General features: G+C 76.3%; 13 protein-coding genes. 10 read left to right on the top strand and 3 right to left on the bottom strand.

Annotated features, from left to right (window positions below; genetic code table 11):
- Positions 1-16: 16 nt before the first annotated feature.
- Positions 17-895, bottom strand: coding sequence for an SDR family oxidoreductase (locus IF99_RS0111955; protein WP_030996398.1), 879 nt, complete (start codon positions 893-895; stop codon positions 17-19).
- 43 nt (positions 896-938) lie between these two features.
- Entirely contained in the window at positions 939-1,385 is a 447-nt protein-coding gene (locus IF99_RS0111950; RefSeq protein WP_234340671.1) for an STAS domain-containing protein, read from the bottom strand.
- A 266-nt stretch (positions 1,386-1,651) separates the two neighbouring features.
- Between IF99_RS0111950 and IF99_RS0111945 the strand changes: the two genes are divergently transcribed.
- The gene (locus tag IF99_RS0111945; protein ID WP_030996396.1) at positions 1,652-2,251 is read left to right on the top strand and encodes a flavodoxin family protein; all 600 of its coding nucleotides are present in this window, start codon (positions 1,652-1,654) and stop codon (positions 2,249-2,251) included.
- Here the strand turns inward: IF99_RS0111945 and IF99_RS0111940 are convergent.
- Positions 2,236-3,159 carry a polysaccharide pyruvyl transferase family protein gene (locus IF99_RS0111940; RefSeq protein WP_030996395.1) on the bottom strand — a complete coding sequence of 308 codons (924 nt, stop codon included), beginning with the start codon at positions 3,157-3,159 and terminating at the stop codon, positions 2,236-2,238. The genes IF99_RS0111945 and IF99_RS0111940 overlap by 16 nt on opposite strands.
- A 286-nt stretch (positions 3,160-3,445) precedes the next feature.
- On the opposite strand from IF99_RS0111940, the gene IF99_RS0111935 reads away from it, so the two are divergent.
- From IF99_RS0111935 to rfaE2, 9 genes are all read left to right on the top strand, one after another.
- Positions 3,446-4,414, top strand: a complete 969-nt coding sequence (locus IF99_RS0111935; RefSeq protein WP_030996394.1) for an NAD-dependent epimerase/dehydratase family protein — start codon at positions 3,446-3,448, stop codon at positions 4,412-4,414.
- 113 nt (positions 4,415-4,527) lie between these two features.
- The gene (locus tag IF99_RS0111930) at positions 4,528-6,165 is read left to right on the top strand and encodes a carbamoyltransferase (RefSeq protein ID WP_030996393.1); all 1,638 of its coding nucleotides are present in this window, start codon (positions 4,528-4,530) and stop codon (positions 6,163-6,165) included.
- Positions 6,162-7,292, top strand: coding sequence for a glycosyltransferase family 2 protein (locus IF99_RS0111925; protein WP_030996392.1), 1,131 nt, complete (start codon positions 6,162-6,164; stop codon positions 7,290-7,292). The genes IF99_RS0111930 and IF99_RS0111925 overlap by 4 nt, the downstream gene beginning before the upstream one ends.
- On the top strand, positions 7,289-7,846 hold the full coding sequence (locus tag IF99_RS0111920) for a D-glycero-alpha-D-manno-heptose-1,7-bisphosphate 7-phosphatase (protein WP_030996391.1): 558 nt from the start codon (positions 7,289-7,291) through the stop codon (positions 7,844-7,846). The genes IF99_RS0111925 and IF99_RS0111920 overlap by 4 nt, the downstream gene beginning before the upstream one ends.
- On the top strand, positions 7,843-8,853 hold the full coding sequence (locus IF99_RS0111915) for a glycosyltransferase family 9 protein (RefSeq protein ID WP_030996390.1): 1,011 nt from the start codon (positions 7,843-7,845) through the stop codon (positions 8,851-8,853). Before IF99_RS0111920 ends, IF99_RS0111915 begins: the two co-directional genes overlap by 4 nt.
- Positions 8,850-9,812: a glycosyltransferase gene (locus tag IF99_RS0111910; RefSeq protein ID WP_030996389.1), complete on the top strand. Its 963-nt coding sequence runs from the start codon at positions 8,850-8,852 to the stop codon at positions 9,810-9,812. The genes IF99_RS0111915 and IF99_RS0111910 overlap by 4 nt, the downstream gene beginning before the upstream one ends.
- On the top strand, positions 9,809-11,068 hold the full coding sequence (locus tag IF99_RS0111905; RefSeq protein WP_030996388.1) for a glycosyltransferase: 1,260 nt from the start codon (positions 9,809-9,811) through the stop codon (positions 11,066-11,068). Before IF99_RS0111910 ends, IF99_RS0111905 begins: the two co-directional genes overlap by 4 nt.
- Positions 11,065-11,781 carry a D-sedoheptulose-7-phosphate isomerase gene (locus tag IF99_RS0111900; RefSeq protein WP_030996387.1) on the top strand — a complete coding sequence of 239 codons (717 nt, stop codon included), beginning with the start codon at positions 11,065-11,067 and terminating at the stop codon, positions 11,779-11,781. Before IF99_RS0111905 ends, IF99_RS0111900 begins: the two co-directional genes overlap by 4 nt.
- A complete protein-coding gene (gene rfaE2, locus IF99_RS0111895) occupies positions 11,778-13,181 on the top strand; it encodes a D-glycero-beta-D-manno-heptose 1-phosphate adenylyltransferase (RefSeq protein ID WP_030996386.1) in 1,404 nt (467 codons plus the stop codon). Before IF99_RS0111900 ends, rfaE2 begins: the two co-directional genes overlap by 4 nt.
- The last annotated feature ends 7 nt before the right edge of the window (positions 13,182-13,188 follow it).

Raw genomic sequence — 13,188 nt, 5'->3', positions numbered from 1 at the left:
AAGGGGGTGTCCGTGCTCAGGGCAGAGGCGTCCCCCCGGTCGCGTTGAGGATCTCGCCGGTGATGTAGCGCGCCTGCGGCGAGGCGAGGAAGACGTAGGCGGGGGCGATTTCGGCGGGCTGCGCGGGGCGGCCGAGCGGGGACTGCTCGCCGAAGCTCGCGGTGTCGGGGAGCGTCGAGGGGATGAGCGGCGTCCACACCGGGCCGGGGGCGACCGCGTTGACGCGGATGCGGCGCTCCGCGAGGAACTGGGCGAGGTTCTGGGTGAAGTTGACGATCGCGGCCTTCGTCATGGCGTAGTCGAGCAGGTGCGGGCTCGGCTGGTACGCCTGCACGGACGTCGTGTTGAGGACGACACCGCCCTCGGGGAGCAGCGGCAGCGCGTTCTTGGTGATCCAGAACATGCCGTAGAGGTTGGTGCGCAGCACGCGGTCGAACTGCTCGGTGCTGATCCCCTCGATGCTCTCGGACTGCGCCATCTGGTACGCGGCGTTGTTGACGAGTACGTCGAGGTGCCCGAACTCGTCGCGGGCGCGCTCCACGAGGCGGACGCACTGCTCCTCGTCGCGGATGTCGCAGGGCACGGGGATCGCGGTACGGCCCGCTTCCTTGACGAGGTGCGCCGTCCGCGCGGCCTCCTCGCCCTCCTCCGGGAGGTGCGTGAAGAGCACATCGGCTCCCTCGCGGGCGAAGGCGAGCGCGACGGCGCGGCCGATCCCCGAGTCGCCGCCGGTCACGAGGGTCTTGCGGTCGGTGAGGAGGCCGCTGCCGCGGTAGGAGTGCTCGCCGTGGTCGGGCGGCGGGTCCATTTCGTCGGTGCGGCCCGGGTGCTCCTGCGACTGCTGCGGGAACTCGGGTTCGGGGGCGCGGGGCTCGCGCGAGCTGCCTTCGGGCATGGTGGTGCCTTTCGGTGTCTCTGCGTGGGGGTGGTCCAGCGGTTCAGTTCGGGTTCGAGCGCGGGGTGCGCCGCCCGCCGCGGCGGCTCGCGGAACCCTTCTCCTCGCCCGCGCGCTGCGCCGGCAGCGTCGCGAGGTGCGCGCAGGCACCGCCTCCCGAGGCGCGGCGCACGGCTCCCGTCACGGTCGCGGCGAGGCGCAGCCGACGGGCGAGCCCGGTGAGGTGCAGGACGCGACGGGCGACCGGGAAGGGCGCGGCGACGCAGAGCACGGTGCCGCGCTCGCCCGCACGGGTGCGGGCGCGCAGCAGGACGCGCAGGGCCTGCGGGGTGACGATCCGCGACCGTATGTGCACCACCACGAGGCGCGCCGCGACGCGGTCGAGCGTCCTGAACAGCGCGGTCTCGGTCTCCTCCTCGTTGTCGAGGTCGACGAGGCCGTCGAAGGGCACGACGAGCACGGCGTCGGTGGGGGTGGTGTCAGCGGGCATGATCGTCCTCATGGAACTCCTCCGTGAACGGGTGTTCCTGTTACGGCCGCTGCCTGACCTCACGTCCGAGTGTGCCCCCGCGCGGTCGGGCCATGCAAAAGAAAGGGTGGCGGATTCCGGGCCGGGCGGGTTACGGACCGGCGCGGTGGCGCGCGTCGGCCGGGCCGCCGGGTTACTCAGGCGCGTACGGCCTTTCCTTCCCGTACGGCCTTCCCTTCCCCTTCGGGCTTCCGTGCCCGTACCACCACCGTCCCAGGGAGCAATCCATGCGCGCGCTCGGTCTCGTCTGCACTCTCAACCCGTCCCCGAAGCGCTCCAGCAGTCACCTGCTCGCCGAGCAGGTGATGGCGGAGCTGAAGCGGCTCGGCGTGGAGACGGAGGTGGTGCGGGTCGCCGATCACGACGTGCGGCCCGGGGTGGGCCTGGACATGGGTGAGGGGGACGCGTGGCCGGCGCTGCGCGAGAAGGTGCTCGGCGCGGACATCCTGCTGCTCGCGACGCCGATCTGGCTCGGGCACCCCTCCAGCCTGTGCCAGCGGGTCCTGGAGCGCCTGGACGCGGAACTGTCCGAGAGCGACGAGGAGGGGCGGCTGCTCACGTACGGGAAGGTGGGTCTCGTCGCCGTCGTCGGCAACGAGGACGGGGCCCACAAGGTGAGCGCGGACCTGTTCCAGGCGCTCGACGACGTGGGCTTCTCGCTGCCGCCGGGCGCCGTGACCTACTGGGTGGGCGAGGCGCAGCACGGCACCGACTACCAGGACTTGGCGGAGACCCCCGAGTCGGTGGCCTCCACGACGCGCACGCTCGCGGTCAACGCGCACCACCTGGCCGGGCTGCTGCGCGACCACCCCTACCCGGCGAGCTGAGCCGCGCGGGCGCGGGCCTGGAGCGCGGCGCGGCGCCGGGCCGCCGCGCGCCCGCGCCCGTCGAGGCACCAGTCCCACCAGCGGTCGAGCACGTCGGGGCGGGCCTCCTCGGCGGGTACGAGCGCGGGCCAGCGCAAGGCGCGCGCCTGGGCGCTGAGCTTCGCCCCGCCGCCGCGCACCGGGTCCACGGCGAGCGCGGGCACTCCGGAGCGCAACGCGAGGACGAGTCCGTGCAGCCGGGTCGTGACGACGAGGTCGCAGCGTCCCACGAGGGCGAGGAACTGCTCCGGGCTCGCGCACAGCCGCCAGTCGTCGTGCGCGAGCCGCGTGTCGGCGGGCAGGCGCGCGCAGTCCTTCGCGCCGAGCCAGCCGGTGAGCGCCGCGCTCACGCCGGCGTGGCCGCGTTGCTCCCCGTACTCCCCCTGGCCCCCCGTGAGCACGACGGCGACGAGCGGTGGGGGCGGCCCGGCGGGGGCCAGAGCGGCGAGGTCGGGGCGGGGCGGGCCGGTGCCGCCGTCGCGGGCGAGGACGAGGTGGAAGCCCGTGGTGGCGGGGGCGCCGGGATCGATGACGCTGACGTTGACGGCGATGCGGACGCAGTGCGCGTAGCGGCGGTGCAGGCCGAGGACCTGCGGACCGTGCAGGGGACCGCACACGAAGACGACGTGGCGGTACGCCGCCGGGTCCGCCTCGTCGAGCGTGCGCGCGCCGGGTGCGAAGCCCGCGCTCCACGCCGTGTCGTGTGCGATCCGCGCCCTGTCGAGCGCGCGGGCGACAGCGGTACGGGCGAGCAGGTCACCGGCCGTGGCCTCACCGTCCAGGAAGCTGAACCAGCCGGTGAGCAGCACCGTGCCGGGGCCTTCGGGGTGGGCGCGGAGCGCCGCGACGAGGCGGTCGGGAGTGTCCACGGGCACCTGTCCGGGTCTGTGAGGGCGGGGCAGCGGCGGGGCCCGGGCGGCGGGCGCGCGCCTGCGGCCCCGGGCAGCGGGTACGGGGCACGGCTCCTCTCATGGTGCGGGCGAGCCGTCGTCGGCGCATGGTGGACGAGGTGGCATCCGCTCACGGGCGGTGGTGGTGCGCGATCGGCTCTCGCGCATCCCCGGACTTCCCCACGGAAGATCCCCACATGCCAAGGCGTGTGGCCGGGACACCCACCGGGTGGTCAGAGCCAGAACCCTCAGAAAGGGGGGCGCGATGTCCTCGACACCGGCCCGAGGCGACTGGCGGCGTGCGGTCGTGACCGGTGGTGCCGGCTTTCTCGGCTCGCACCTGTGCGAACGCCTGCTGGACGCGGGCCTCCTCGTCGACTGTGCCGACAACCTCCTCTCCGGCAGCCGCGAGAACATCGCCCACCTGGAGCAACGGGCGGGCTTCCGTTTCGTGGAGTGCGATGTGTCGCGGGCGGAGTGCGTGGAGCGGCTCGCCGGCCCCTACGACCTCGTCCTGCACTTCGCGTGCCCCGCCTCGCCCGCCGACTACCTGCGCCACCCGCTCGAAACCCTGGAGGTGGGCAGCGCGGGCACTCGGCACGCGCTCGATCTCGCGGCCCGGGACGGCGCGCGCTTCGTGCTCGCCTCGACGTCGGAGGTGTACGGGGACCCGCTCGTGCACCCGCAGCGGGAGGACTACTGGGGCAACGTCAACCCGGTGGGCCCGCGCAGCGTCTACGACGAGTCGAAGCGGTTCGCCGAGGCCCTCGTCACGGCGCACGCCGCGACGCACGGCACGGACACGGGCATCGTGCGGCTCTTCAACACGTACGGGCCGCGGATGCGCGGTCACGACGGACGGGTCGTGCCCACGTTCATCGCGCAGGCGCTCGCCGGGGAACCGCTGACCGTCGCGGGGGACGGTACGCAGACGCGCTCGCTGTGCTTCGTCGACGACACGCTGGACGGAGTGCTCCTGGTCGCGGCGAGCCGCGCGGTGCGGCCCGTGAACATCGGCGGCGGGGAGGAGGTGAGCGTCCTGGAGATCGCCGAGAAGATTCTCCAGCTCACCGGTTCCACCTCGCGAATCACCTTCGTCGAGCGCCCCGTGGACGATCCCGCGCGGCGCAGGCCCGACACCACGCTCGCGCGCGAACTGCTCCGCTGGCAGCCCTCCGTGGACTGGGAGGAAGGGCTCAAGCGGACCATCTCGGCGGTCGTCGCCACCGGCTGACCTCCCGTACCGCTCCCCTCCCCCTCCCCCGGCCGCCAGGCCGGCCGACAACCCCCCGGAGTCCCCGCCGCCACTCGGCAGGGGGCACTCACCCCCCTTCGCTCGGAGTCCCCATGCGCGTACTCGGCATCAACGCCCTCTTCCACGATCCCGCCGCGGCCCTCGTGATCGACGGCGTCGTCGTGGCGGCGGCGGAGGAGGAGCGGTTCAGCCGCCGCAAGCACGGCAAGCGGCCGCTGCCGTTCTCGGCGTGGGAACTGCCCGAGCTCTCGGCCCGCTGGTGCCTGGAAAGGGCGGGGCTCACTCCGCGCGACCTCGACGCCGTCGCCTACGCCTACGACCCGGCGCTCGCGCGCCCGGCCGAGGAGCTGGGACTGCACGACCCGTACGACTGGCTGCGGCAGGACTACGCGCGCCAGGCGCCCGGCTTCCTCGCCGAGGCGTTGCCGGGGCTCGACCCGGAACAGGTGCGCTTCGTGCCGCACCACGTCGCGCACGCGGCCTCGGCGGGGCTCGCGGGCCCACACCCGGACAACGCGGTGCTCGTCCTGGACGGGCGCGGCGAGTGCGGGGCCCACCTCGCGGGCCACTACAGGGACGGGGAGCTGGAGGTGCTCGCGACGCGGGACCTTCCGGACTCGCTCGGCCTCTTCTACGAGGACCTCACGCAGCACCTCGGCTTCCTGCGCAGCAGCGACGAGTTCAAGGTCATGGCACTCGCCTCCTACGGGAGCCCGCGCTTCGCCGAGGAGCTGGGCGCGTACGTGGGGCCGCTCGGTGACGGGGACTTCAGGGCGCGGCCCGTGCCCTGGGCGGAGTTCACCGCGCCGCGCGCGCCGGGTACTCCGTGGCTGCCCGCGCACGCGGACCTCGCCGCGAGCGCCCAGCGCGTCCTGGAGGAGACCCAGCTCGCGCTCGCCCGCGACCTGCACGCCCGCACGGGCGCCGACGTGCTCACGATGGCGGGCGGTGTCGCGCTCAACTGCGTGGCCAATTCCCGGCTGTACCGCGACTCGCCGTTCTCGGAGCTGTGGGTGCAGCCCGCGGCGGGGGACGCGGGGACGGCGCTCGGCGCCGCGCTGCACGTGGCGCGCGAGCGGGGGCCGGTGAAGCCGATGGGCACGGCCGCGCTCGGTCGCGGGTGGAGCGACGAGGAACTGCGGGCGTGGCTGGAGAACGCGGCCGTGCCGTACGAGGAGCCGGCCGACATCGCCGAGGCGGTCGCCGGTGTGCTCGCGGCCGACGGGGTCGTCGCGTGGTTCCAGGGGCGCTCCGAGTACGGGCCGCGCGCGCTCGGGCACCGCTCCCTGCTCGCCCACCCGGGGCGCGCGGAGAACCTGGAGCGGCTCAACGCCGTGAAGGGGCGCGAGGAGTTCCGGCCGGTCGCGCCGATGGTGCGGGCCGAGCGCGCGGGCGAGATCTTCTCGGGCGGGCCGCTGCCCAGCCCGTACATGCTCTTCGTCCACGATGTCGCCGAGGAGTGGCGGGCGCGGATCCCCGCCGTGGTGCACGTGGACGGAACGGCGCGGGTGCAGACGGTGGACGCGGCGGACGAGCCGCTCATGGCGCGCGTCCTCGCGGCGTTCGAGCGGCGCACGGGGCTCCCCGTCGTCGTCAACACGAGCCTCAACACGGCGGGCCGCCCGATGGTCGACGATCCGCGCGACGCGCTGGAGTGCTTCGGCTCCGCGCCCGTGGACCTGCTCGCGCTCGGGCCCTTCGCGGTGCGGCGGGCGGGGGTGTTCGCATGACTCGCGCCCATGGAGCCGGGAACGGGGCGGGCCGTGTGGGCGGGCGGCCGGGGGCCGGCGCGGCGGCGGCCGGGAGCGGGGCGCTCGGGGCGGAGGCGCTCGGCGCGCGGGCGGACGCGCCGAGAGGGCACGGGGGCACGCACCCCTCGTACGCCGTCGTCGTCCCGACGATCGGGCGGCCCTGCCTGCGTGACTGTCTCGCGGCGCTCGACGCGAGCGCCGGGCCCGCCCCCGCGCAGGTCGTCGTCGTGGACGACCGTCCCGGCGATCCCCCCTCGCTCGACGTTCCCGAGGTGGCCGGCCGGGCGGTCACGGTGCTGCGCTCGGGCGGGCGCGGTCCCGCCGCCGCGCGCAACACGGGCTTCGCCGCGACCGGCGCGCCCTGGGTCGTCTTCCTCGACGACGACGTGCGGGTCGGCGCCGAGTGGGCCGGGCTGCTCGCCGAGGATCTGGCGCAGGCGGGTCCTGACACGGGCGGCGTCCAGGGCGTCCTGCGCGTGCCGCTGCCCGCCGACCGGGCCCCGACCGATTGGGAGCGCGGTACGGCGGGGCTGGAGGACGCGGCGTGGGCGACGGCCGACATGGCCTACCGGGCGGAGGCGCTGCGCGCGGTGGGAGGTTTCGACGAACGGTTCCCGCGCGCCTTCCGCGAGGACGCCGATCTCGCGCTGCGGGTGGCCGCGGCGGGCTGGGAGCTGCGGCGCGGGCGCAGGCGGACGCTGCACCCGGTACGGCCCGCCGACCGGTGGGTGTCGGTGCGCGCGCAGCGCGGCAACGCGGACGACGCGCTCATGGTGCGGCTGCACGGCGGCGACTGGTGGGAGCGGGCGGCGGCGCCGCGTGGGCGGCTGCGGCGGCACGTCGCGGTGAGCGGTGCCGCGCTCGCCGCGCCGCTGCTCGCGCTCGCGGGGCGACGCCGCGCGGCGGCCGGCGCGGCGGCGGTGTGGGCGCTGGGCACAGCGGAGTTCGCGTGGGCGCGGCTGCGGCCCGGACCGCTCGGCCGTACGGAGGTCGTGACGATGCTCGCGACGAGCGCCGTCATCCCGCCGCTGGCCGTCGGACACCGGCTCGCCGGCCGTGTCCGGCACCGCGCGGCCGGGCCGTGGACCGGGGAGGTGGCGGCATGACCGGGCGGCCCTGGCTCGCGGCGGTGCTCTTCGACCGCGACGGCACTCTCGTCGAGGACGTGCCCTACAACGGCGACCCCGCGCGGGTGCGTCCGCTGCCGGGCGCGGTCGAGGCCGTGCGGCTGCTGCGCGCCGAGGGCGTGCTCACGGGGGTCGTGAGCAATCAGTCGGGTGTCGCGCGCGGGCTCCTGACCCACGCGCAGGTACAGGCGGTCAACGCGCGCGCGGACGCGCTGCTCGGCGGGCTCGGCGTGTGGGCGTACTGCCCGCACGCGCCGGGCGGGGGCTGCGGGTGCCGCAAGCCGCGCCCGGGACTCGTGCTCGCCGCCGCGCGGCGGCTGGGTGTGAGCGTCCGCGCCTGCGCCGTCGTCGGGGACATCGGGGCGGACGTCGAGGCGGCGGAGGCGGCGGGAGCGACCGGGGTGCTCGTGCCGAACGCGGCGACCCGCGAGGCGGAGATCGCGGCGGCGCGCTGGTGCTTCCCCGATCCCGCCGCGGCGGTGTGGGCCCTGCTGGCGCCGCGTGCGGCGCCGTGGGGAGGTGAGCGGGGATGACGCGGAGCGTCGTGGTGCGGCTCGACAGTTTCGGAGACGTGCTCCTCGCGGGCCCGGCGGTGCGGGCCGTGGCGGCCGGTTCCGCGCACGTCACGTTCTGGTGCGGGCCGCGCGGCGCCCCGGCGGCGCGCCTGCTGCCCGGCGTCGACGAGGTGCTGGAGTGGGAGGCGCCCTGGGAGGGGGTCGCGCCTCCCGCCGTCGACCCGGAGGACGTCGCGGGGATCGTCGCGCGGCTGCGCCAGGGCGCCTTCGACGCGGCTGTCGTGCTCACCTCGTTCCACCAGAGCCCGTTGCCCGCCGCGCTCCTGCTGCGCCTCGCGGGCGTGCGGCACATCGGCGCGGCGAGCACCGACGCACCCGGCTCGCTCGTCGACGTACGGCATCGGCGGCTGCCGGGCAGGCACGAGGCGGAGGCCGCGCTGGACATCGCGGTCGCGAGCGGTTTCGCCCCGCGCCCCGGTGACGACGGCAGGCTGCGCGTGCTGCCCGCGCCCGACACGGCCGCGCTCACCGGCAACGGCCCGTACGTCGTCGTGCATCCGGGGGCGAGCGCCCCGGCCCGGGCCTGGAGCCCGGAGCGCTGCACGGAGGCCGTCGCGGCGCTCGCCGACGCGGGGCACCGCGTCGTCGTGACCGGCGGCCCGGACGAGCGGGCGCTGACCCGCCGCGTGAGCGCCGGGATCGCCGTGGACCTCGGCGGGCGCACCGAGCCGCGCACCCTCGCCTCGGTCCTCGCGCACGCGGACGCCGTGGTGTGCGGCAACACCGGGCCCGCGCACCTCGCCGCGGCGGTCGGCACGCCCATCGTCTCCCTGTACTCGCCCGTCGTGCCCGCAGGGCGCTGGGCCCCCTACGGGGTGCCCTCGGTGCTCCTCGGCGACCAGCGCGAACGGTGTGCCGAGACCCGGGCGCGGACCTGCCCCGTCCCCGGACACCCCTGTCTGGAGAGCGTCACCGCGCACGACGTGGTGGCCGCCGTCGGCAAGCTGCTCAAGGAGGCGGCGTGAACATCCTCGTCTGGCACGTCCACGGCTCCTGGCTCACCGCCTTCCTCCAGGGCCCGCACACCTACCTGCTCCCCGTGACCCCGGAGCGCGACGCGGACGGTCTCGGCCGCGCCCGCACGTGGGACTGGCCGGCCACGGCGCGGGAGGTGACGCCGGGCGCACTGCGCGCAACGCCGATCGACCTCGTCGTGCTCCAGCGTCCGCGCGAAGTCGCGCTCGCCGAGCGGTGGACGGGCCGCCGCCCCGGCCGGGACGTACCGGCCGTCTACGTCGAGCACAACGCGCCCGACGGCCCCGCCGAGCACACCCGGCACCCGCTCGCCGGGCGCGACGACATCCCGGTGGTGCACGTCACGCACTTCAACCGGCTCATGTGGGACTGCGGGCGCGCCCCGACGACCGTCGTCGAACACGGCATCGTGGACCCGGGGCAGCTGTGGACCGGCGGGATCGAGCGGGCCGCGGTCGTGGTCAACGAGCCCGTGCGGCGCGGTCGCACGACCGGGACCGACCTGCTGCCCGCCCTCGCCGCAGAGGTGCCGCTCGACGTCTTCGGCATGGGCACGAGCCACCTCCCCGCCCACCTCGGCCTCCCCGGCGAGCGGCTGCGCGTGCGCGAGCTGCCGCAGGGAGGGCTGCACGCGGCGATGGCGCTGCGCCGCCTCTACCTGCACCCGGTGCGCTGGACCTCGCTCGGGCTCTCGCTCCTGGAGGCGATGTTCCTCGGGATGCCCGTCGTGGCTCTGGACACGACGGAGGCACGCGAGGCGGTGCCGCCGGGCGCGGGCACCGTGTCGAACCGGCCCGAAGTGCTGCGCGCGGCCGTCCGGCGGCTGCTCGCGGACCAGGAGCACGCCCGCGAAGCGGGTGCCGCCGCGCGGGACGCCGTCCGTGAACGGTACGGGTTGCGGCGCTTCCTGACCGATTGGGACCAGCTCATGAAAGAGGTCGTGCGATGAGGCGACGCACTCCCGCCCCCCGGCGGATCGCCATGGTGTCCGAGCACGCCAGCCCGCTCGCCGCGCTCGGCGGGGCCGACGCGGGCGGCCAGAACGTGTACGTGGCACGGCTCGCCGAGCGACTGGCGCGCGAGGGGCACGAGGTCACCGTGTACACGCGCCGTGACGACCCCGCGCTCCCTGCCGTCGTCACGACCGGGGGCGGAGTACGGGTCGCGCACGTCGACGCGGGCCCGTCCCGTGTCGTCCCGAAGGACGAACTCCTCCCGCACATCCCGGCCTTCGCCGCCCGCCTGCACCAGGACTTCCTGCTGGCGCCGCCCGATCTCGTGCACACGCACTTCTGGATGTCCGGGCTCGCCGCCCTCGCGGCGACCCGCACGCTCGGGGTGCCCGTCGTGCACACCTACCACGCGCTCGGCACCGTCAAGCGGCGCCACCAGGGCACCGCCGACACGAGCCCGTCCTCGCGCGTCGCCATCGAGACGAGGGTCGGGCGGCTGGCCCACCGGCTCCTCGCGACGTGCGCCGACGAGGTGCGCGAACTGCGCGCGATGGGGCTGCCCGCCGAGCGGATCGCGGTCGTCCCGTGCGGCGTGGACACCGAGCACTTCGCGCCGCGTCCCGAGGACACCGCGCGGCCGGGGCGTCCCCCGACGCTGCTCGCCGTGGGCAGGCTCGTCCCGCGCAAGGGCTTCGACCGCGCGATCCGCGCGCTGCGCGAACTCCCCGAGGTGCGGCTGCTCATCGCGGGCGGCCCGCCCGCCGACCGGCTCGGCGGCGAGCCGGAGGCCGTACGGCTGCGCAAGATCGCCGCCGAGTGCGGCGTGACCGACCGCGTGACGCTCCTCGGCGGAGTGCGCCACGCCGAGATGCCCGCGCTGCTCTCGCGCGCCGACCTCGTCCTGTCGCTCCCGGTGTACGAGCCCTTCGGCATCGTCCCCATCGAGGCGATGGCCTGCGGTACCCCGGTCGTGGCGACGGCCGTGGGCGGCCAGCTCGACACCGTGCGCGATGGCGTGACGGGCGCGCACGTTCCCCCGACCGCCGCGCACGGGGGCCTCGGAGGCGATCCGCACCTGGTGCGCGCGGTGCGCGACCTGCTCGCGGAGCCCGGGCGGCTGCCCCGGCTCGGCGCGGCGGGACGGCGACGCGCCCTCGACACCTACACGTGGGACCGCGTGGCCGCCGGCGTGCGCGAGGTCTACGCGTCGGCCCTGCACCAGCCCACTCCCGTACCGGAGGCCGCACGATGACGTACTTCACGCCCGCCTCCGTGCCCCCCGCTTCCGGGCCCGGCACCGGCAGCGCCCACTGCGATGCGCTGCATGAGGCCCTCGGCCGTTTCCGCGCGGAGTCCGCGCTGCTCGACGCCTGGGGCCGCGACCTCGCCCGCCGTCTCGGCGCGGGCGCGCGGCTCCTCGTCGCCGGCAACGGCGGCTCGGCGGCGCAGGCCCAGCACCTCACCGCCGAACTCGTCGGCCGCTACCGCGAGGACCGTCCGGCGTACTCGGCGCTTGCCCTGCACGCCGACACCTCCTCGACGACCGCGATCGCGAACGACTACGGAGTGGAGGCCGTCTTCGCCCGGCAGGTGCGTGCGCACGGCCGCGCCGACGACGTCCTCATGCTGCTCTCGACGAGCGGCGCGAGCGCCAACCTCCTGACGGCCGCCGAGGAGGCCCGCGCGCTGGGCCTGACCGTGTGGTCGCTCACCGGTCCCGCGCCCAACCCGCTCGCCCCGGCGAGCGACGCGGCGCTGTGCGTGGAGGCGCCCGTCGCCGCGACGGTCCAGGAACTCCACCTCGTCGCCGTGCACATGCTGTGCGAGGCGTTCGACGCGGCGCTCGCCGCGGAGGAACTGGAAGCGCCGCTCACCGCGCGGACGACGGCGGGGGACGTCGCGGTGGAGGGGCTGACGGCGGGGGACGGCCTCACCGGGCCGGGCACGGAAGGGGACACGGCATGAGGGCCCCGCTGCTCGTCATCGGCGACGCGCTGCTCGACTGCGACCTGGACGGCGAGGTCGCGCGACTCGCCCCCGACGCGCCCGTCCCCGTCGTGCACGACGCGCACCGCCGTACGCGCCCCGGCGGCGCCGCGCTCGCCGCGCTGCTCGCCGCCCGCTCCGGACACCCGGTCACCTTCGTCACGGCGCTGGGCGAGGACCCGGCGAGCGCCGAACTCCGGCGGCTCCTGGAAGGCGAGGTGGACCTCGTGCAGCTCCCGCTGCGCGGCACGCTCTCGCGCAAGACCCGGGTGCGCGGCGGCGGGCAGAGCCTGCTGCGGCTCGACGAGGGCGAGGGACGCGCGGCGGGCCCGAGCCGCGCCGCCCGCGAGGCGGTCGCCCGCGCGGGCACGATCCTCGTCTCCGACTACGGGCGCGGCACGGCCGACGTGCTGCGCGCGCCCCTCACCGACGCGGCCGGGCGAGGCTTGCTCGTCTGGGACCCGCACCCGCGCGGCGAGGCCCCCGTCCCAGGCGTCCGGCTCGTCACGCCCTCCCTCGCGGAGGCGGCCCGCTGGGCCGCCACCGAGGGGGGCACCGACGACGCGCTCGCCCTCGCGGCGGGGGCCGCGCGGTCGCTCGTACGGGAGTGGGGGGCGGCCTCCGTGTGTGTCACGCTCGGCGCGCGCGGGGCACTCCTGAGCCACGGCGAGGCGCCCCTCTTCGTCCCGACACCCTTCACCGCGCCCGGCGATCCCTGCGGCGCGGGCGACCGCTTCGCCGCCGCGGCCGCCGCGCTCCTCGCCGAGGGCGCGCTCACCGAGGAGGCGGTCGTGGGCGCGGTCGACGCGGCGGCACGCTTCGTCGCCGACGGCGGGGCGGCTTCGGTACGGGCGGGAGCGGACCCGTCCTCCTCGCCCGGCTCGTCATCGCCGGGGGGTGCCCTTCCCGGCGACTCCCCCGAGGACCCCTTCGAGGTCGTCGCCCGGGTACGGGCGAACGGCGGGCGTGTCGTGGCGACGGGCGGCTGCTTCGACCTCCTGCACGCGGGACACGTCGCCCTCCTCGAAGCGGCCCGCGCCGCCGGGGACTGCCTCGTCGTGTGTCTCAACTCCGACGCCTCGGTACGGCGCGGCAAGGGGCCGGGGCGCCCGCTCGTCCCCGCCCACGACCGCGCCCGGCTGCTCGCCGCGCTCGGCTGCGTGGACGCGGTCCTCGTCTTCGACGAGGAGACCCCGGAGCGGGTGCTGCGCGCGCTGCGGCCCGACGTGTGGGCGAAGGGCGCCGACTACACGCGCGACGGGCTGCCGGAGGCGGATCTCGTGGAGAGCTGGGGCGGCCAGGTGGTCCTCGTCCCCTACCTCGCGGGTCACTCCACGACAGCCCTCGCCCACCGCGCGGCGACCCGTTCCCCGCGCTGACCCCCGG

This window comes from Streptomyces sp. NRRL F-5630 (genome assembly GCF_000719475.1).
GTDB lineage: Bacteria > Actinomycetota > Actinomycetes > Streptomycetales > Streptomycetaceae > Streptomyces.
The sequence above is the reverse complement of the archived record's forward strand: the minus strand, read 5'-3'. Positions and strand labels throughout refer to the sequence as shown.